The sequence below is a fragment of the Vibrio sp. CDRSL-10 TSBA genome (assembly GCA_039696685.1).
Classification (GTDB): Bacteria; Pseudomonadota; Gammaproteobacteria; order Enterobacterales; family Vibrionaceae; genus Vibrio.
Window position 1 is genome coordinate 411,898 of sequence record CP155565.1, and the last position, 19,030, is coordinate 430,927.

A 19,030-nucleotide genomic window follows, 5' to 3' on the forward strand; every position below is an offset into this window, starting at 1 on the left:
TTCCTTGGCTTGATTAACGCCATGGATACGCTGGCTAAGAAAGTGGATGCCATGGTTGACTGGCTGATTACTCAGGTGAATGAATTTATCAGCAAAGTCGTCACCCGGGTTTCCGGCACTCCGGCGCGCAAAAATACACTTCAGGACGCTCAGCCGATGAACGCCGGGACGGCAAAACCTGCGCAGCGCCTGGAACATGAGCAAAAGTCGGGCACTCATGAGCAAAGTGCGAACGATACCCAGAGCCGGGATGCGCAACAGAACACCAACTGCACCAACGAGTGTGGTACCGAACCTATCGATCTGAACACCGGTAAAATGTTTGAGCAGCGCACAGAATTTAGTGTCGACGGTCTGCTGGCGCTTGAACTGACCCGCTATTATCAGTCAACCGGTGAACGAACCTCCGGCATTCTTGGCTCACTATGGCGTACCAACTGGGATATCGCGCTTGAGATCCAGGATGAACAAGTGGAGTTTGTGGATTACGACCATTCCAGAGCCTTGTTTGTATTGCCTGCGGATCAGCAGGAGCGTACCCGCTCGATTAGGAAACCTGGCTGGACATTGCAACGTGACGGGTTTGACCTGACTCTGACTCATGTGTCAGGTATGCAATATCGTTTTGGCCATGCTGAGGGGAACGCCTTAAAACTCAGTGCTATAGGGGATGCGTTTGGTCATCAGATCGAGTTTCTCTACGACAGAGACCTACTGAAAGCCGTTGTGCTGCCTGACGGACGTTACATTAAAGTCAAATCACAACAGCGCCGGGTTGATTCTCTGGTGTTGTTCAGTTCGCAAGATTACATGCTGGAAACCCTGGCCACTTACCAATATGACCGCAAGGGTTGGCTGACGGCAGTGAGAGCGGCTCCGGGGCGTAACTTTGACTATCAATATGATGGTAAAGGTTACTTAACTCGCTGGAATGATTTAGCTCATACCTGGGTTGAGCATGATTTTGACGAGCAGGGGCGAGCAATTGCTACCCGCTGTTCGGGCGATTTCTGGTGGGATAAAGTGCGTTACGACGATGAGCGGCACATTACTTACCACCGCGATGCCTTTGGTGGTGTGATTCAGTACCATCTGGATGAACGTAACCGTGCAGTTAAGATCGTTGCGGCAGACGGCGCAGAGACATTACAAGAATGGCAAGGTGAGCTGCTGTCGGCGATTGTAAATCCGAACGGTGAACGCACTGAATACACGCACGATGAACTCGGTAATATCACGTTGGTGACATTGCCATCCGGTATTGCGCATCAATATCAGTATAACGAAAGCGGGCAACTGACGGCTTATATTAACCCTCTCGGGGCGATCTGGCTGCTGGATTACCATTCTGCCGGTACACTGCAGTCAGTTACTGACCCGGATGGTCACCAATGGGAGTATGAGTACAATGAGCATGGCTTACGTACACTAAGTCGTGGGCCTGATGGTCTTGCTGTACATTATGATTATGATGATATTGGGCGCCTGATTGGCCTGCGCCCCGAGATGGGCGAGGCGGTTACCTTCACTTATGACGCTTTAGGGCGTTTATCAGCGCGGACCATAGGCGGCCAAACCCGCCGCTGGCGTTATGAAGACACGAAGCGTATGCCTGCGCAAGTGGTGTACGAGGATGGCACGCACGCCAGTTTCCAGTATGACATTGAAGGCAACCTGACTAAGGTCACGGATGCGATGGGTAACGCTTCCGCGTTTAGCTATGGCGCATTTGATAAATTGCTGACCGCGACGGACCCGATGGGCGCCGTTACCCAATATCATTACAACCCGATGGCTGAATTTGCCGGTGTGACCAACAGCCAGGGGCATCAATGGCGTTATGAGTTTGATGAATGTGGCCGAATTCATACCGAACGTCATTACGACGGCCGTGCTGAATCGTACCGTTATGACTCAGCCGGAAGGCTGGTTGAACACATTAAACCCGACCAGCATGCCTTAGCGTACCGCTACAATGCCGATGGTCAGCTGGTCGAAAATCACAGCTTGAATCCGCTTGGCGAGCAGACCGGACGTATCTGGTATGAATACGACGAAGCAGGGCGTTTAATCAGCGCGGAAAATGGCGACATTGATGTCGTGATGGAGTACAGCCCCGGCGGGCAACTGCTTCAGGAATGCCTGGGTGGGGTCGCGCTGACACACCAATACGATAAAGCGGGATATCGCCAGCAACTCAGCGGGACACACACACTGCGCCAATACCAATGGCAGCAGGGCCAACTGGCCGGGTTACAGGTTGGTGACCACCAAGCGCTTAACTTTGCGTACAATCCGATGGGGCTGGAGCAACAGCGTCTTAATGGGCAGGGGTTCCACCTGCATCATGACTGGGATGACAGAGGACGTCTGCAGGCCCAGCGTCTGGGCAGCAAAACCCTGACGGGTATGCCGGATGCGCTCAGAGAATATCACTATGACAAGCTTGATCGTTTAGTCGGTATTGATGACAGCCACTGGGGCAGTGAGCGGTTTGAGTTGAACCGCAACGGTCAGATAACCCGCCGTACCCATACGCCGCAAAAAGGCAGCCAGCATCAGTTTGTCACCTTGTTTGGCTATGACAGCGAACTGAACTTAAATGAAACGGCCAGCACTACATACTATACCGATAACGTGGTGCCCATCAGCCAGGCTGCGTTAAACAAAGCCGCCCGTCAGTATGATAACGCGGGACGTGTGGTTCAGGTCGGGCGTTTTACTTACCATTACGATGAATGTGGCCGTGCGATTCAGAAAGTGGAACGTAAAGATGGCTTCCGTCCGCAGGCAACGAACTTCAGTTGGGATGAGCACGACCGGCTAATCCGGATTGAACTGCCCAATGGTGAACGCTGGCGTTACCGCTACGATGCTTTCGGGCGTCGGGTTGCCAAAGAGTGTGAGCGCGGCGCACAAGCCAGTCAGCAGGTGCATTATCTGTATGACGGCGCGCAGGTCATCCAGCAAACGCTGAAAACCGCCAATGGCGAGGCGCTGCAAAGTACCGAATACATTTATGAGCCCGGGTCATTCCGGCCGGTGGCACAGGTCAACACTCACCATCAATTACAGACGGAAAAGCTGCACTATGTGGTGACCGACCACGCAGGCACACCCAGAGAGCTGTGTTCAGAAAATGGTGAAATTGTCTGGCGTGGTGAGCAAGGTTTATGGCAAGGTCACCATCAGACATTGCAAAGTAATATCAAGCAGTTATTTGAGGATGTGGCCAACGACCCGGTGCAGTGTGATCTGCGCTACCAAGGTCAGTTAGAAGATAAAGAGTCCGGCCTTTACTATAACCTCAACCGTTACTATGATGCAGACAGCGGTCAATACCTCAGCTCAGACCCGATAGGGATACTAGGCGGGCTGCGCCCTCAGGCGTACGTCCACAACCCGATGGAGTGGGTGGACCCGCTGGGGTTGGCGGGGCATAATCAAAAGAAACCTTTGGAAGTTGGTATAGTTGATGAATATGCTGTTGCGAAAAACAAAACTGGAGATGGTACTATACACCGAGATCATCAACCATCTAAGGCAGCTCTAATCCATAGAGCTGAAACCTTAAAAGGCTCCGCTTTAACACCAACGGAGAGAAATCAAATTATTAATAAAGCGGTTTCAGTAAATGTGCCTGCGACAGTCCACAAGGCAGGACCTACATATGGCTCTAAAAACACAAAAGCTTTAATAACCTCAGATAGTAATGACTTAGCTGCAGCGGCCGTAAGAGATGCTAATGCCATGGTTAGTAATGCTAAGACTTTGGCGCCACAACATGTTAGTGTTTTGACTGAGTCCGCAAGTGCTATTAAAACAAAATCAAACAATGATTATGATGCTTGGTTACTAAGTATAATTGATGAGTGATACTGAATTATGAACATAAAATTAAACGAATTAATGTCCTTCTTGGGGAAAACTAGTAAAGATGAACCTTTGATTAGATACTTTTCAAGTATTAGCGTTGATATTTCGGATAAACTATCCTTGCCTGATGGAGAATATAGAGTATATATAGATAAACCAGAACTTGGTATATCTATAGCTTTTACTGATGAAGCCATATACCTAGATAAAGAGAATCAACCAATTGGAATGGGCTTACTTTACTTTAGTGATATATTTTTGTATTCGGAAGGTAAAGATGGACACTCTCAATTTAAAGGAATATTACCCGTCGATATTTCATTCAACTCTGACTATAACGACATATCCAGTAGTTTGGGTTCACCATCTTGGTCCCGAAATCGAAGTGATGGTTCATTAGCAGCAGCGAGATGGGATTCACTTGATAAATTTCGACTTCATATAACTTTCTCAAAGGATACTAAAATGCCTACAGTTATTAATATAAATTCTAAGTAGAGTAAGGTCATTAAATTGACTGTTAGGTGAGTTTTGTTTTTCATAGAAAACGAACAATGGGGCAGTTTTTACATCTTGTTGTTTGTGGATTAGCTATTTTGAGTTAAATGGTTAATTAATTCATCCTTTCCCTTAAATGGTAGACTTTTTCTTTATGAAAGTATCTGCCATTTCTATTTTCTCTATGAGCACGACGACGACAGTGCTGGTTACGATACATAACTTACCGGAAAACACGCTGCACCAATACCGATACCGATACCAATGGCAGCAGGGCCAGTTGGCCGGGTTACAGATTGGTAACCACCAAGCGCTTAACTTTGCGTATAACCCGATGGGGCTGGAGCAACAGCGCCTTAATGGGCTGGGGTGATGTTGCTGTGAGCGGGTAGGTGAGGCAGTTGATGGATCTAAAATGGGGCTGTAAAGCCCCATTTAACAACTCGATATTACAGGCCTTTTTCAAAGCACATGGTCAGTTCAGTCGTCGATTTATTGTCTGTGGTGTATTCAGATGCGTAAACCATAGTCCAGCCGTCATAAGCAGCCAGTTTCTTCGTTAGTGTTTGAAGAGCCGGTACCGACGGTTGTACAACGCAACATTTTATTTGGATGGTTGGTATCGAAATCGCGTACTTGGCTGGTTACGTTGGCACCAGAACATGCGGTCAACATTACAGCTAAAATGGAAGTGAATAGACATTTATACATAGAAATCATCCTGTTATTTTTATTTCGCGTAAGAAATTAAAGGAATGTAGTTCTATATGCAACAAAAAATAAAACAAAGCTTTCTGATTAAAATGTATCTGGGCTGAAAAAGGAGCCCGAAGGCTCCTTATCAATAATTGGTGATGTTGTTTCCAGCCAAAACGCAATTAACTCTCAGTCACCACACGGGCATTGACTGTGCGGCCTTTGCTTAGTGCGGTTGCTGCAATCAGTACCAGCAAGGTTGGTACAATCCAGCCGGCGTAGTAGCTGTATAGTGGCAGCCATTCAGTCAACGTGGTGTCTGCTTTTGCAGGCATGCTGCCCAGGATATGCAGAGCGTCCAGGCCGCCGAATACCAGCGCAGTGGCAACCGTTGCCAGCACGCCGCTGGTAGAGATAGAGCGTTTCAGTGGCGCAATCAGCAGCAGCGCAATCGCAATTGGGTGCAGTGCCACAACCGCTGGCAGGGTGATTTTCAGAAGCTGTTCCAGGCCAACGTTAGCCACCAGAGCCGCGATCACCATGCTGACAATCACGCTGTTACGGTAAGAGACTGACGGGAACGTTTTGCTGTAGAACTCACTACCGGCTGTGGTTACACCAATGATGGTGGTCAGACAGGCCAGAACCATCACTGCGCCCAGCAGAATCGTACCGAATACACCAAAGTGCATGGTTGTGAAGGCTGTCAGAATATCGCCGCCGTTGGTGAACGTTGTTGCGCCGCCAGCGCTGGTGGCACCGATGTAGGCCAGCGCGATGTAGACTAAGGCCATCGCAACAGCGTACATACCCGCTGCAATCAGGGTGTATTTGGCGATCGCTTTCGGCTGGCTGACGCCCATGCTTTGAATCGCGCGGAAGATAACCCAGCCAAAGCCAATCGAACCCAGTGCATCCATGGTCATGTAACCCTGCGTGATACCTTCTGAGAACGCGTTATTGACGTAGGCGCCGGTTGCCGTGCCAATTTCATGGGCAGGGAACAGCAGAGCGACCACAGACATCACAACCAGAATCGCCAGCAGAGCTGGCGTCAGCCATTTGCCTAGTGTGTCAATCAGTTTGCCCGGATAGAGCGAGAACAAAATCGCGGCGATACAGAACAGAACCGAGAACGGGATCAGGGCGCTGTCACCAAAGAAACGGGCTGATGCCGAACTGGTACGCGACGGTAATGGCGCGAGGCACGACGAATGCCGGGCCAATCACGATAAATACCAGAATCCAGAAAGTGGTCGCAATCGGGCGTGGCAGAACAGAAGTCAGGTTATCAGAGCCGCCGACCAGAGCGACGATGACCAGTGCAAAGGCAGGTAAACCTACGCCAGCCAGCAAAAAGCCAGCCATGCCCTGAAACAGATGTTCACCGGCCTGATAGCCCAAAAATGGCGGGAAAATAAGGTTGCCCGCGCCTAAATACATGGCGAAGGTCATAAAGCCCAAAGCGGCAATGTTGCGTGCACTTAACATACTCTTCCTCAATATGTCGGATGGGAAGCGGCTGCTGAGTGAGCGTGGAGGCGTCTCTGCCAGCAACTTCGACCGACAGAAAAATAAAATAGCCTGTCAGCCCCGGTGTAATAGACCCAGTGAGAGCAGGAGGAGCCGATCAGACGCAATCGCTTGCTTGCAACGGTGCAACAGACAAATTGTGGTAGCGGCGAATGACATACTGAGTCCTGGCTGACAGTAAGTTCCGGAGAGTTAATCTCTCCTGTGTGGCGCCGTTATAAACGTTTACCCTATAACGTGGCAACCCTTTAACCAGTAAATGGTGGAAATTTCTAATTATTTGATTTTGGTTAGAATAATTAACTGAATATCAACTGATTAACCAAAACGAACAACTTAACACTTTTGCAATATTAACTACTTTCTATTCACGCTAGCGCGCAGCAAAAGCAACAGATATTGCTAAGCTTGTGTGATTACATCGGATTTTATTCTTGAAATGATGAAATCAGGTGCATGTTTTATCGTATTGATTGTAGTCTGTTTTTTGGGCAAAAGGACGTTACCATGACAGAAAAGGTATTCTGGACAAATCCCTATTTAACCGAACTCACCTCGCATGTGTCGCGGGTGGACGGCAGTGAAGTGGAGCTGTCGCACACCATTTTTTATGCAGAGTCCGGTGGGCAGGAGAGCGATCAAGGCACCATCGGCGGTATCGATGTGGTCAAGGCAAGTAAATCCGGGCCCCGGATTATTTATCAGCTAGCGTCGCAGCCAACCTTTACTGTCGGTGACAAGGTTGTGACTGTGATTGACTGGCCAAGACGTTATGCGTTGATGAAATTACATTTTGCGGCTGAAGTAGTACTTGAAATCTTCACCCAGCGTTTTGCTGATTTCGATAAAATTGGCGCTCATATCTCAGCCCAAAAAAGCCGGATTGATTTTGCCTGCCCGCATAGTATTACGCCGCTGCTGAGTGAAATTGAAGTCGAGGCACAGCAGTTGATCGATGCTGATCTGGCGATCGAGAGCCAGTTTTCCGATCCTCTGGTTGAACGTCGGTTCTGGAAAGTTGCGGGATTCGCGCAGGTTCCGTGTGGCGGAACCCATCTGCGCCGCACATCAGAAGTGGGTAGGATTGCCCTTAAACGCAAGAACGTCGGTAAAGGCAAGGAGCGGGTAGAGATCCTGCTGGCTGATTGATTTCGACCTAGATAAAACAAAGCCAGCGTAGTTGCGCTGGCTGTGTTTTTTATAGAGATGAGTTTCGTAGAGATGAATGTATGGTGATGCACTCTCGACTTTAGGTCGTGCGATTAGCGAATGCGGAAATGTTTGCGAATCGCCAGCATAGTCACGGCGCTGACACAACAGGTGAACAGCAGGTAATAACTCGGTGCCTGCAGATCGCCGGTCGCACTGATCGACCACACCAACAGGGCCGGAGTAAAGCTGCCAAATACCGTAGTCGCTATGTTGTAGCTCAGCGCCATACCGGTCGCCCGCACCTGGGTCGGGAACATTTCAGACATCAGAGCCGGCAGGCCGCCGAAGTACACCGATTTAAGAATGCTGAGCCAGAAACAGCACCGCAGCCAGTGCCATCAGAGTGGCATTGCCGGATAGGAACACAAACGCCGGATAGACACTGATAAAGAACAGACCGGCTGCAATCATCATCAGGCGGGTACGGCCAATGCGATCCGACAGATTACCGATAAACGGAGTCAGCACCGTTAATACCGCGTAGCTGATCAGGGTGCCGCCATAACCAATTGAACCGCTCAGACCCAAAAACTTGGTCGCATAAGTCGGCATAAAGATGATTGAGTAGGTGACGGAAGTCGACAGCATCATCGCGCCGATATTATAAACAATGCCGCGTTTGTGGGTTTTGAACAGCTCTGCTACCGGCACTTTAACGTGCTCTTTCTCGGTGAATTCACCCGCTTCTTCAATATGACGACGGATATACAAACCGACCGGGCCAATCAGCAGTCCGAAAAAGAACGGAATACGCCAGCCCCAGTCTTCAAGCTGTTGAGTGGTCAGCAAGGCGGTTAACACCAGGCCAAAGCCTGCGCCCAGCAGTCCGCTCAGACCCTGGCTGGCAAACATAAAGCTGGAAATAAACCCTTTGCGCTGCGGGTACTGCTCAACCAGCATCGCTGTGGCGCTGCCAAATTCGCCGCCGGCGGAAAAGCCTTGCAGCAGACGGGCCAGCAAAATGCCGCACGGCGCCCAAAGGCCGATGCTGTCGTAGGTTGGCATCACGGCAATCAAAAATGTGCCGGCCATCATCAGCCAGATGGTCAGCAGCATGGCTGACTTACGTCCGGCTCTGTCGGCGTAGCTGCCTATTACCAGCGCACCAATCGGCCGGATCAGATACGACATCGCAAACGTGAACATCGCCAGCATCAGCGACAGCGTTGGATCGTCGGTCGGAAAGAACAGTTTGGAAATGGTCGCGGCAAAAAAGGCGTATGCAATAAGGTCAAACCATTCCAGCGCATTACCAATCGATGATGCGATGATCAGTTTATACAATTTCTTATCGGATGGTTTGCGCTGCGCAGCAGGCGCTCCATCAAAGGTGAGTTCGCTGTCTGACACTGAGTCTCCCTGACATTAAATGAATCATTCCGTTAATGGGATAGTAGGGATCGATAACCTTTTACACAATTATTCATTTTTTAATGCATTGTTGCTTTTATTAGAAAGCTTGCGCCCTGTATCAGCGCACAAGCCAACAGGTCGATCATCAACGTTACTGATTGACGACTATCCGTGAGCGGTCGATTGCTGCTGCAACATCCGGGTCAGAAACTCAATAAACTGAGTCACCAGCGCCGGTTGCTTGCGGTGTGACATCACCTGGAGCTGAATACTGCGCTGGGTGAGCGAGGGTTCGCGCATCGGCAGCAGCACCAGGCCGTCATGCTGCGCGCGGCGTTTGACCGCCATATCACTGCACAGCGCAATCGCGTGCGGGTTTTCCTTGGTATAGGTGTAAATAGCGCCCATCGCATTGGTGGTCATCGCAGGCACGATTTTGACCGCTTCGATATGACAAGCGAGTTCGAACAGATAATTGAGTGTGGTGCCGGAGTCAGAAAAAGCTAACGGAAAACCAGTCAGATCGTGCACGCTGAGCTGGTTGCGCAGCGCCAGCGGGTGACGCGCGGATAACAGGGCGCACACCGGCGAGGGAACCTGCAGCGCCACTTCCAACCCTTGCTCGGGCTGCAGACTGAATGTCAGTGCCGCATCGGCCATGCCTTCTTTGACCAGTTGAGAGGCTTTACCTGAGTCCACGACGCGCAGTGAGAAAATCATCTGCGGATGCTGCTGGTGAAACAGCGCGGTCACGTAAGGGACAAAATCCCAGGCTAATCCTTCCGGGCAGGCCAGCGTGATGGTCTGCTGCTGAACGCTGTTAAGCCCTTTCATTTCGGTCACGACGTTACTGAGCTCAAGTGCTGAGCGCAGCGAATAAGTATAAAGAATGTCACCGGCCGGTGTCAGTGCCATGCCGCGCGGCTTACGCTCGAACAGGCTGACCTGCAACTGCTCTTCCAGCTGGGTGATCTGGCGGCTGATGGCCGAAACGGCGACATGCAGTTCGTCCGATGCCGCGGAGAGTGAGCCTGTCTTGGCGACAGCGTGGAAGTATTTAAGAGTGATGTCGTGCATGTTTGCTTTCTATTTTTTATAACGTTTAATTGCATTATTAATAATTGTTGCAACGGTAAGCTCATCTTAAGCTAATCCGAGATAAGAAATCGAGTGTTAACACATAGGTAAAGCAGATGAGCAAGACTTCAGGACGCGAGCAGGCGATTCACGCGGCAACACAAACCATTCATAACGGACAGTTCTTTGACATACTGGCGCGTCGCGTTGCGATGCAGACCGAGAGTCAGAACCCGGAGGCCGCTGCGCAGTTATCGGCTTATCTGACTGATGAAATGGCGCCGCTGTTTGCCTCACTGGATTTTGCTACTGAGTTTTTTCCTAATCCGGTAGACGGCAAGCCGCCGCTGATGATTGCCGAGCGAATCGAAGCTGAGGCTTTACCGACTTTACTGCTGTACGGTCACGGCGATGTCACCAACGGTCAGGCTGAGCTGTGGCAGGCGGGTACGCATCCGTGGCAGCTAACCCAATCCGGCAACCAGCTGTTTGGCCGTGGCACCGCGGATAACAAAGGCCAGCACACCATTAACCTGATGGCGTTGCAAGCGGTGCTTGACGCACGCGGCGGCAAGCTGGGTTATAACGTCAAAATCCTGTTTGAGATGAGTGAAGAAGTGGGTTCCACCGGCCTTGAGCAGTTCTGCCGTGAGCAAAAAGACAAACTGGCGGCTGATCTGTTTCTCGCTTCGGATGGCCCGCGCCTTAACGCCGGTACGCCGACGCTGTTTTTAGGCTCGCGCGGCGTGTGTCAGTTCCGTCTGCGTTGTCATACCGGGAACGGTGACCGCCATTCCGGTAACTGGGGCGGCATCATTACCAACTCGGCGATCCGCCTGCAGCATGCGCTGGCGACTCTGGTTTCGGCCAACGGCCGGATCCTGGCTGAGCCGCTGAAAGCGCCGCAGTCGGAAGGTCTCACCGCCAGCATGATGCAGCAACTGCCGGTCGGCGGACAGGCGGGCGATCCTGAGCTCAACCCGCACTGGGGCGAGAGCCATTTAACCGATGGTGAGCGCCTGTTTGGCAGCAATACCCTGGAAGTGATTGCACTCGGCGCGGGTAATATTGCCCAGCCAATCGGTGCGATTCCGCAAACCGCCGAAGCGGTGTGCCATTTACGCATGGTGCCGGGGACGGACTGGCAAAACCTGATCCCGAATCTGAGCGCTTATCTGGCGGCAGCCGGCTTTGAAGACATTGAAGTGATCCTGGAAGGTGGCTACAACGCCACCCGACTGGATCCTAACCATCCTTGGGTTGGATTTGCCCGTGAGTCAATGCAGCGTTCACTGCAGCAAGAGATCACCGTTTTGCCCAACCTGGGTGGCACCATTCCGAACCACTGTTTTGCTGAAGTGCTGGAGCTGCCGACGGTATGGATGCCGCATTCGTATCCGTCCTGTAAGCAACATGCCCCGGATGAACACCTGCTGGTGGATGTGGCAGAGCAGGGCCTGGCGGCGGCGGCGGGTCTGTTGTGGGATTTAGGTGATAAGTGGCCTGCGTAACTGGCGGGTGTCATTGAGCACGGCAACGCCTGAAGACAGCGGCTAACCACGCGGCGGTGTTCATTTGTCGCGGCGAAGGGTAGTCTTTGATATGCATAGTATTTTACTGTGCATATTTTTTTCGCTGTTGGAGGAAAGCCAGGATGAACATGAAACAGTTCTCGCATCAGGTCGGGCTGTCACCGCATACCCTGCGTTACTATGAAAAAATCGGTTTGCTGAAAAACATCCGGCGCGACGCAAGCGGACATCGGGTCTACAGCCCCAAAGATATCGACTGGATAACCTTTATCATCCGCCTGAAAGAGACCGGCATGCCGCTGGAAGGCATCCTTGAGTATGCCAATTATCGTGATCAGGGCGCAGCCACAGTCGGTGAGCGGCAGCACCTTTTGGAGCAGCACCGCACAGTGCTGCAACAGCATATCGAGCAGCAGACTCAGCATCTGTTAGCGCTGGAAGCCAAAATCGAATTGTACAAAAACGGAAAAGTGTCTTGACTTAGAGTTCACTCTAACTTGTAAGGTGCCTGTGTCGTTAACAACAGGAGAAGACCTTAATGGACACAACACGATTTGAGCGCGGACTGCAACAACTGACCAAGATCGACGGAGAAGCCGGACAGAAGGTGATTGAAAGCCTGCAGGACATTTGTCCGGATCTTGCCCGCTACACCATCGAGTATCCGTTCGGTGATATCTACTCACGCCCGGGCCTGGATCTCAAAACTCGTGAAATCGCTACTGTGGCTGCGTTAACCGCGATGGGCAACTGCGCGCCGCAGTTGAAGGTTCACTTACACGCGGCACTGAATGTCGGGTGCAGTGAAGAAGAATTGAAAGAGGTAATCTTGCAGATGTCGGTTTACGCAGGTTTTCCGGCGGCGCTGAATGGGATGTTTGCTTTGAAAGAGATTTTAAATTCCTGAGCGTTAGACGTTCTGTTTCTTGGGAAGTGGGGCACATGTCCCGCTTTGGATCTCTGTTTTTGGTGAAGTGGGATAGTATGTCCCGCTTTTACTTTTGATGTTCTTTCTAGCTTGGTGCAAGCGGGCCGGTCCCTCTTTGCTGGCATTTTCATGAACAAAGAGCGAGGAACCAGAAAGTGCCTGTGTTTTTTTATTTCTTTGGTGTGGTCCGGCCGGTTTTAGGCGTTTCCCGACGCCGAAAACCTAAAAAATCGTCCTGATTTTTTGCCTTCGGGTTTGGTTATCTGAAAATGGTGCGCTCGCTTTGGTCTTGATTAGAAGGAACTGAGCATTTGATGTACTTCAGGACAGACCCCGTTAGTGGTTGAGTCTTAGCGTGTGTCACTATTTCTGCCTTATACTTGTGGTAGCATTCAGGCTTAAATTGCAATTAGAGATGTAACCATGTCATCAGATTACTACGGCAGCAGTGCCAGTTATGCTCGCAAAGAGGCGGGCTATCGTGAGAAAGCGCTCAAGCTCTATCCTTGGGTGTGCGGCCGCTGCGCCCGTGAGTTTGTCTATTCCAACCTGCGTGAATTAACTGTTCACCACAAAGATCATGACCACACCAATAACCCGGAAGATGGCAGCAACTGGGAGTTATTGTGTCTTTACTGCCACGATCATGAGCACAGTAAATACCTGGAACACGAACGTTACGGCAGCGAAATCAAACCGGGTGAGGATGAGCACCAGGGCGCAACCTACAATCCGTTTGCTGATTTAGCCAAGATGATGAAGAAGTGAGTTTCGCTGGTGGCGGGTTTCGGCTCGCCGCTAATCTTTGATCCGTATGTCCCGCTGTACTGTTGCTGGTTTATTTGAGCTTGCTTTCTTTGGTGTGGTTCAGGCCGGTTTTAGGCGTTCCCGACGCCGAAAACCTAAAAAATCGTCGTGGTTTTTGCGCCGTTTGCTGGGACTAATGGTTTCGTGGCGTTGTATGTCACGCTTTTGCTTTCTCGGTTTCTTTGGACTTAGTGTCAGCGTGCCAGTCACTCTTTGCTTGCGCCAAAGAGTAACCAGAAAGGCGCTTGGATTCTTGGGAGTGGTTCAGGCCGGTTTTAGGCGTTTCCCGACGCCGAAAACCTAAAAAATCGTCCTGATTTTTTGCCTTAGCGAAGTGGTTTCAGGGAAAGTGCTGGAACTCTTTTTGCCCCGAAATCAGTTGGAGTTGGCCATATAGGATTGGTTGGATGAGTCTTTCCCCTAATAAAACTCATTTCTTCTTATAGCACTGTAAGCTGTGAACACACTGTTATGTCTAATAGATAACTTCCAAAAGTATTCGCAAGAATAGAATGCTATTCTTTGAGCGCTAGCTAGTCTTACGAAAAGGTAGTTAAACACTTCTCCTGTTTCCAGGATCATGATTTTATTTGTTTTTTCTATTGTTCAGTTCGATTTTTTATGCAAGCTATGTAATAATGGATTAAACTTAAATCCCATTAATATTTAGTAATTAATTTCATTATTTTAAAGGAAATAATATTGATGAACCCTATTGTCAAAGCTCAGCTCAAGAATTTTAAAGAAATGCACCCAAATGAGGATATGGATGACTCTTCACTATTTGAAGTAATGTCAATATTTTCATTAGAAAATGGGATTCTTGGAGAAAATATTGATCCTTTTAGAGCTCACCTTCGAGGAGATGAGTTTGGTATTGATGGCCTAGCTATCACAATCCAGGGAGCATTATGTACTGATAGTGATGAAGCAGCATCGATTCTTTCTGCCGGAAAAAACCATTCATCAGAATTCCACTTCTTTCAAGCAAAAACGTCGGATAAGTTTGATTATGGAAATATAAGTAAGTTTTTAGATGCCGTATTTGATTTTTTTACTGATGAAGTTCATGTTAAAGGTGAACAATTAGAAAATCTTGCAGCAGTAAAAAATGCGATTTATTTATCAGCTGCTAAAACTAGTCCTGTACTAAAGTGTTATTACTGTACAACAGGGACAGGTCAAGTTTCTGATTTAATAAAGAAGTTAATAGATAATAATATCTCAAGATTACAAGAATTAAATATTTTTGATTCGATCATTATTGAATGTGTTGGTGCGAAGGTTATCCAAAATGGTTTCCGATCCGCTACGAAACTCATCTTCTGCGAAGCTAAAGTTTCAGAAAGCTGTAACAATGCCAGATCATGCTGAAGTTGATGAGGCTTATATTGGATATATTCCTGCATCAGAGATACTGGAAATTGCTTTAGGAGAAGAGGATCAAGAAGGTTTTCGTCATATAAATAGATCATTGTTCTACGATAATGTTCGTGACTTTAACCCTGATTCAGAAATAAATAAATCAATAATTTCAGAAATAAAATCTGGAGATGCAACATCATTTGTATTTAAAAATAATGGTATTACTGTCGTTTCTAATAGCATCGATAGGAAAGGGGATATCTTTAATCTAGAAGATTACCAAATAGTGAATGGTTGTCAAACTACAAATATTCTGGCCTATGCTCGAGATCATATTGATAATATTCATGTACCATTGCGTTTAATCGGATGTAGCAATCCCGAATTCATATCTAGTGTAATTATTGGTACAAATAAGCAGAATGAGGTAAAAGAAGATCAATTTTGGGCATTACGCCCTTTTATGAAAGATTTAGAGGAATATTGTGCATCACAGAGTTTCTGACTTTCGCATTTATTTAGAAAGAAGAGATAACCAATATCGAGATGTATCTATTGAAAGAACAAGGATAATGCGGCCATCTGATCTCATGAAAGTAGCGGCTGCAATGTTTTTCTTTCAACCCAACAGAGCTGCTAGAGATCATAGAGGGATTCGAAAAGAATTTTCTGAAAGAATTTTCTCGGAAGACCATAATGTTGAACTTTATCATCTGGCAGCCTTGGCCTTATATAAATTTGATTATTTGGTACGCTCTGGAAAAATTGATAGGTCTAGAGCGGTCTTCCGATTCTATGCTTTATATGCTTTAGTTCGAAGTCATTGGGATAGACCGACAATATTAGACGCACCACCTAAATCACAGAAAAGTGTATCTAAATCTGTTTTAGATATCCTTAAGGATAATGATAAATTTTCTAATTTAATTGAGGATGTCGCTCAGCATTTAGAAAGTATTATTAGTGAAAATGAAATAGTAGGAAGAGAAAAGATTCGTGACTTTATAAGAACTGAAACGGTTGCGAAACAATTTACTGATAAAATGTTTGTTAAATAAAATTTTAAGATATCTATTAAATTAGACTGTTTTTAAAACTGCGATATCTCGCAGTTTTTTCATTCCAATAAAAATTAAAAATAAAGTGATGGCGATGTTTATAAAAATATATGAAAAATTGAGTTTATTTATACATGTTCATTTCTATTTGGTTCTAACCATTATAAATCCTAAAGGAAAATAAGCTCATTTCTAAGGGGGATTAAATTTAATTCTCTAGCAAAATTCGATTCTGGATAATAGATTATTATTCACCCAGTACACTAATTTTCATTAAAATTAACGGAAATATATATTGGATGATTTTGTGATGCTTAAATAATTTTTAATATAGAGAGATCTAGTAAAGTTTTACCCAAAAACGCTCTAGACCATCAACCTTGAACTCAAACATAGGGCAAAAATTCAGGACGAATTTTTAGGTTTTTGGCGTAGGGAACGCCTAAAACCGGCCCGGCCAACGGCAAAGAAACAAAGGCACTTTCTGGTTCCTCTTTGTGCCAGCAAAGAGGGACTGGCCCGCTTGCACCAAGCTCAAGATAGTTATCAGAGTAAAAGCGGGACATGCAAACCTACTCTGAATAACCCGAAAAAAACAAAAAAAAGAAACCAACCCATTACAGGTTGGCTTCTTCACTTAACAACAACTCACCATTCAATTAAGAAATAATCAGTTCATTTCCTGCAGTGCCGTTTGCCCTGCAATACGGCCAAAGGTAAAGATATCGGCCAGCGCGTTACCGCCGAGGCGGTTACCGGCGTGGATACCACCGGCCACTTCACCAGCGGCGTACAGGTGTTTGATTGGCTGGTTGTTGTCATCCAGAAACGCGAGTCGCGGTATCAATCTTGAGGCCGCCCATGGTGTGGTGAACCGCAGGTTGCCTTGGGGTCGCGTAGAACGGCGCTTTTTCCACTTTTAAACTGAACGTATCTTTGTGGAATTCAGGATCGAAACCGGCTTCAACATAGCTGTTGTATTTGTTGACGGTATCGACCAGCAGGGAAGGCTCCATGCCCACTTTCAGCGCCAGTTCTTCCAGCGTGTCGGCTCTGAACAGAGTCCCTTCGGCGACCTGACGATCAATTTTCTCCTGGCTGGTGTTGGCCGCGGTTTTCTTGATTTCGTCATCAGCAATCAGATAGAACAGGCCGCCTTCAGCCAGCGCAGCTTTGGTCAGCACGTCGCGTCCGGCGAATTCATTGACGAACCGTTGGCCTTGTTTGTTCACAATCACGAAGTTTTCCGGCGGCACTTGCAGGCCACTGAACAGTTCACCGGTGATCGGGTCGGCGACCGGCATCATCTGCGTGAAGCCCATTCCGGTTAAGCCGGCGCCGACAGACTGACCAAGCACAATGCCGTCGCCTGTCATGGCGTAGGAGTTGGTGGTTTTGATATCGTCCGCGATGTTGCTCCAGTAAGTGTTGTATTGTTGCAGCATCTTGGTGTTGGCACCAAAGCCGCCGCTGGCCAGCACCACGGCCTTGGCGTGCACGGTAATTTTCTGTCCGTTGACGCCGGTGGCGATGATGCCTTTGATTTCCCCATCTTCAATCAGGAATTCTTTGGCCGGACTGTCGGTCAGAATAGTGCCGGACATCTCCTCGATATATTTGCTTAACGCGAGGATAAACGCTGTACCGTATTTTTTGACCGGCTTATGGCCGCGACGCCATAAGGCACCGACCGGAGCGAATACGATGTCTTTGTTGTATTCCACGCCGATCTCTTCCAGCCATTGGACACTTTCCAGCGCGCGGTCGGTGAGGATCTTAACCAGATCGTACTGGCCGTAGATATCGTTGCCCTGAAGGTCTGTACGTTTACCGCCGAAATAGGTCTGCATTCTGTGCAGCAGTGGTGAATCGAACAGATAGCCTTTACCTTCACCAAAGTTTGCCTGGTAGGTGGCAAACTCATCTTTCAGCGCGCGGAAGTCGGCCAGATATTCCGGATGAATGTCGCTTTCATTGGTGTTCAACAGCGCTTCAATGGTATGGCGTTTCGCCCGGGTTTTCGTCAAACGAGCGTTGCCAGTCCGGGTCAGCCGCATTAATCGGACCACCAGTACGAATGGTGTTGCCGCCGACGGCCGGGAATTTTTCCAGGACGATGGCGCTCTTGCCTTGTTGCAGAACGGTGGCTGCTGCGCTTAAGCCGGCACCGCCGCCGCCAATCACAACGACATCACAGCTGTATTCTTCATCGCCGCGATTGAGGCTGCTGGCCGGTTTTGGACGGCGTCTTAAAATGTCCGGATTGACACCGGCCAGTTTGACGGCTTTAGCAACGCCATCCAGCACCGCATTACTGGTTTCTGATGCGCCGGACAGGGCATCGACATTGAGAGTCTGACCTTCAATGATTTTGTCCGGGATACGGACAAAGACGACGTCAGCCAGGCCTTCGGTTTCGCCAGCGGTGTCAATATCGATGCTCTCGATTTTCTTCTCGCTGAACGCGACTTTCATTGGCAGCGCGCCGCCATGGCCAAGTGCATGCACTTCATAGGTGCCCGGTGCGAAAGAAAACTCTTCTTCTTCATTGAGCTGGTTGGAAATTTTGGCAAAACGCATGAAGCGCAGGAAGCAGATTTCGAGAAAGTCGATGGTGCCTTCGCTGTTGATCTGACCATTGTCATCAAACGCCAGGTGCGCATTGCCGAGCAGGAATTCGTAGCCTGGCATCACGTTGGCGTTAACGCCAGGGGCGTCGAGAACCTGACGCAGGTGCAGCTGCGCGCGGGATGAGCCTTGTGAGTCAATCGATGCGCCCAGAATCATGACCGGTTTGCCATCCAGTGGATGCAGCTCGTAGCTCAGCCATTCCAGCACACTTTTCAGGCTGGACGGAATGGAGTGGTTGTATTCCGGTGTGGCAATAATGACCCCGTCACTGGCGGTGATTTTTTCATTGATTTCCACCAACTGGGGATGAGTGGACGGCAAATCCTGATTGAACATAGGAACCTGGTCGATTTCCAGCAGTTCAATCTCTGCTTTGTCTTTAAAATGCGTCTGCATGAACTGCAGCAGGGTCCGGTTGTAGGACTTCGGAGACGTAGTGCCGACGATCGCTGTAAATTTCATAT

The 19,030-nt window shown here is 48.6% G+C and carries 18 protein-coding genes and 1 pseudogene; 11 read left to right on the forward strand and 8 right to left on the reverse strand.

Translation table 11 applies throughout. From position 1 onward, the window contains the following. Positions 1–9 precede the first annotated feature (9 nt). The 3 genes from ABDK09_01985 to ABDK09_01995 all read left to right on the forward strand — a co-directional run bounded on the left by ABDK09_01985 (position 10) and on the right by ABDK09_01995 (position 4,747). Positions 10–3,876, forward strand: a complete 3,867-nt coding sequence (locus tag ABDK09_01985) for an RHS repeat-associated core domain-containing protein (GenBank protein XAW88179.1) — start codon at positions 10–12, stop codon at positions 3,874–3,876. A 9-nt stretch (positions 3,877–3,885) separates the two neighbouring features. After that, positions 3,886–4,374: a hypothetical protein gene (locus ABDK09_01990; protein ID XAW88180.1), complete on the forward strand. Its 489-nt coding sequence runs from the start codon at positions 3,886–3,888 to the stop codon at positions 4,372–4,374. Positions 4,375–4,528: 154 nt separating this feature from the next. After that, a complete protein-coding gene (locus ABDK09_01995) occupies positions 4,529–4,747 on the forward strand; it encodes a hypothetical protein (GenBank protein ID XAW88181.1) in 219 nt (72 codons plus the stop codon). 505 nt (positions 4,748–5,252) lie between these two features. Here ABDK09_01995 and brnQ read toward each other — a convergent pair. Continuing rightward, a pseudogene (gene brnQ / locus ABDK09_02000) lies at positions 5,253–6,561 on the reverse strand (branched-chain amino acid transport system II carrier protein). A 498-nt stretch (positions 6,562–7,059) separates the two neighbouring features. On the opposite strand from brnQ, the gene ABDK09_02005 reads away from it, so the two are divergent. Next, positions 7,060–7,752 (forward strand): alanyl-tRNA editing protein, encoded by a 693-nt coding sequence (locus tag ABDK09_02005; GenBank protein XAW88182.1) that lies wholly within the window; start codon positions 7,060–7,062, stop codon positions 7,750–7,752. Positions 7,753–7,865: 113 nt separating this feature from the next. On the opposite strand, the gene ABDK09_02010 is transcribed toward ABDK09_02005, so the two are convergent. The 3 genes from ABDK09_02010 to ABDK09_02020 form a co-directional block, all read right to left on the reverse strand. Continuing rightward, positions 7,866–8,108, reverse strand: coding sequence for a hypothetical protein (locus ABDK09_02010; GenBank protein XAW88183.1), 243 nt, complete (start codon positions 8,106–8,108; stop codon positions 7,866–7,868). A gap of 4 nt (positions 8,109–8,112) precedes the next feature. Next, positions 8,113–9,165, reverse strand: a complete 1,053-nt coding sequence (locus ABDK09_02015; GenBank protein XAW88184.1) for an MFS transporter — start codon at positions 9,163–9,165, stop codon at positions 8,113–8,115. Positions 9,166–9,333: 168 nt separating this feature from the next. Next, complete coding sequence (locus ABDK09_02020) at positions 9,334–10,245, reverse strand: LysR family transcriptional regulator (protein ID XAW88185.1); 912 nt, start codon at positions 10,243–10,245, stop codon at positions 9,334–9,336. Between the two features lie 116 nt (positions 10,246–10,361). On the opposite strand from ABDK09_02020, the gene ABDK09_02025 reads away from it, so the two are divergent. The 7 genes from ABDK09_02025 to ABDK09_02055 all read left to right on the forward strand — a co-directional run bounded on the left by ABDK09_02025 (position 10,362) and on the right by ABDK09_02055 (position 15,935). Continuing rightward, positions 10,362–11,756 carry a M20 family metallopeptidase gene (locus tag ABDK09_02025; GenBank protein ID XAW88186.1) on the forward strand — a complete coding sequence of 465 codons (1,395 nt, stop codon included), beginning with the start codon at positions 10,362–10,364 and terminating at the stop codon, positions 11,754–11,756. A gap of 143 nt (positions 11,757–11,899) precedes the next feature. Then, entirely contained in the window at positions 11,900–12,256 is a 357-nt protein-coding gene (locus ABDK09_02030) for a MerR family transcriptional regulator (protein ID XAW88187.1), read from the forward strand. A gap of 59 nt (positions 12,257–12,315) precedes the next feature. After that, positions 12,316–12,684: a carboxymuconolactone decarboxylase family protein gene (locus ABDK09_02035; GenBank protein XAW88188.1), complete on the forward strand. Its 369-nt coding sequence runs from the start codon at positions 12,316–12,318 to the stop codon at positions 12,682–12,684. Positions 12,685–13,128: 444 nt separating this feature from the next. Continuing rightward, complete coding sequence (locus ABDK09_02040; GenBank protein XAW88189.1) at positions 13,129–13,473, forward strand: YajD family HNH nuclease; 345 nt, start codon at positions 13,129–13,131, stop codon at positions 13,471–13,473. 741 nt (positions 13,474–14,214) lie between these two features. Next, entirely contained in the window at positions 14,215–14,886 is a 672-nt protein-coding gene (locus tag ABDK09_02045; GenBank protein ID XAW88190.1) for a hypothetical protein, read from the forward strand. Continuing rightward, positions 14,870–15,382: an AIPR family protein gene (locus ABDK09_02050; GenBank protein XAW88191.1), complete on the forward strand. Its 513-nt coding sequence runs from the start codon at positions 14,870–14,872 to the stop codon at positions 15,380–15,382. The genes ABDK09_02045 and ABDK09_02050 overlap by 17 nt, the downstream gene beginning before the upstream one ends. Then, entirely contained in the window at positions 15,363–15,935 is a 573-nt protein-coding gene (locus ABDK09_02055) for a hypothetical protein (protein ID XAW88192.1), read from the forward strand. The genes ABDK09_02050 and ABDK09_02055 overlap by 20 nt, the downstream gene beginning before the upstream one ends. A gap of 386 nt (positions 15,936–16,321) precedes the next feature. On the opposite strand, the gene ABDK09_02060 is transcribed toward ABDK09_02055, so the two are convergent. From ABDK09_02060 to ABDK09_02075, 4 genes are all read right to left on the reverse strand, one after another. Further along, the gene (locus ABDK09_02060) at positions 16,322–16,501 is read right to left on the reverse strand and encodes a hypothetical protein (GenBank protein XAW88193.1); all 180 of its coding nucleotides are present in this window, start codon (positions 16,499–16,501) and stop codon (positions 16,322–16,324) included. Between the two features lie 104 nt (positions 16,502–16,605). Further along, on the reverse strand, positions 16,606–16,782 hold the full coding sequence (locus ABDK09_02065) for an FAD-binding protein (protein XAW88194.1): 177 nt from the start codon (positions 16,780–16,782) through the stop codon (positions 16,606–16,608). Beyond that, complete coding sequence (locus ABDK09_02070) at positions 16,754–17,962, reverse strand: FAD-binding protein (GenBank protein XAW88195.1); 1,209 nt, start codon at positions 17,960–17,962, stop codon at positions 16,754–16,756. The genes ABDK09_02065 and ABDK09_02070 overlap by 29 nt, the downstream gene beginning before the upstream one ends. Then, positions 17,928–19,028 carry an FAD-dependent oxidoreductase gene (locus ABDK09_02075; GenBank protein XAW88196.1) on the reverse strand — a complete coding sequence of 367 codons (1,101 nt, stop codon included), beginning with the start codon at positions 19,026–19,028 and terminating at the stop codon, positions 17,928–17,930. Before ABDK09_02075 ends, ABDK09_02070 begins: the two co-directional genes overlap by 35 nt. Between the last annotated feature and the right edge of the window lie 2 nt (positions 19,029–19,030).

What these genes read in the sequence shown, in the direction of transcription:
- ABDK09_01990 (XAW88180.1), top strand. Translation starts at nt 3,886, where the DNA reads ATGAACATAAAATTAAACGAATTAATGTCCTTCTTGGGGAAAACTAGT.
- ABDK09_01995 (XAW88181.1), top strand. Translation starts at nt 4,529, where the DNA reads ATGAAAGTATCTGCCATTTCTATTTTCTCTATGAGCACGACGACGACA.
- ABDK09_02005 (XAW88182.1), top strand. Translation starts at nt 7,060, where the DNA reads ATGTTTTATCGTATTGATTGTAGTCTGTTTTTTGGGCAAAAGGACGTT.
- ABDK09_02020 (XAW88185.1), bottom strand. Translation starts at nt 10,245, where the DNA reads ATGCACGACATCACTCTTAAATACTTCCACGCTGTCGCCAAGACAGGC.
- ABDK09_02025 (XAW88186.1), top strand. Translation starts at nt 10,362, where the DNA reads ATGAGCAAGACTTCAGGACGCGAGCAGGCGATTCACGCGGCAACACAA.
- ABDK09_02030 (XAW88187.1), top strand. Translation starts at nt 11,900, where the DNA reads ATGAACATGAAACAGTTCTCGCATCAGGTCGGGCTGTCACCGCATACC.
- ABDK09_02035 (XAW88188.1), top strand. Translation starts at nt 12,316, where the DNA reads ATGGACACAACACGATTTGAGCGCGGACTGCAACAACTGACCAAGATC.
- ABDK09_02040 (XAW88189.1), top strand. Translation starts at nt 13,129, where the DNA reads ATGTCATCAGATTACTACGGCAGCAGTGCCAGTTATGCTCGCAAAGAG.
- ABDK09_02050 (XAW88191.1), top strand. Translation starts at nt 14,870, where the DNA reads ATGCCAGATCATGCTGAAGTTGATGAGGCTTATATTGGATATATTCCT.
- ABDK09_02060 (XAW88193.1), bottom strand. Translation starts at nt 16,501, where the DNA reads ATGTCCCGCTTTTACTCTGATAACTATCTTGAGCTTGGTGCAAGCGGG.
- ABDK09_02075 (XAW88196.1), bottom strand. Translation starts at nt 19,028, where the DNA reads ATGAAATTTACAGCGATCGTCGGCACTACGTCTCCGAAGTCCTACAAC.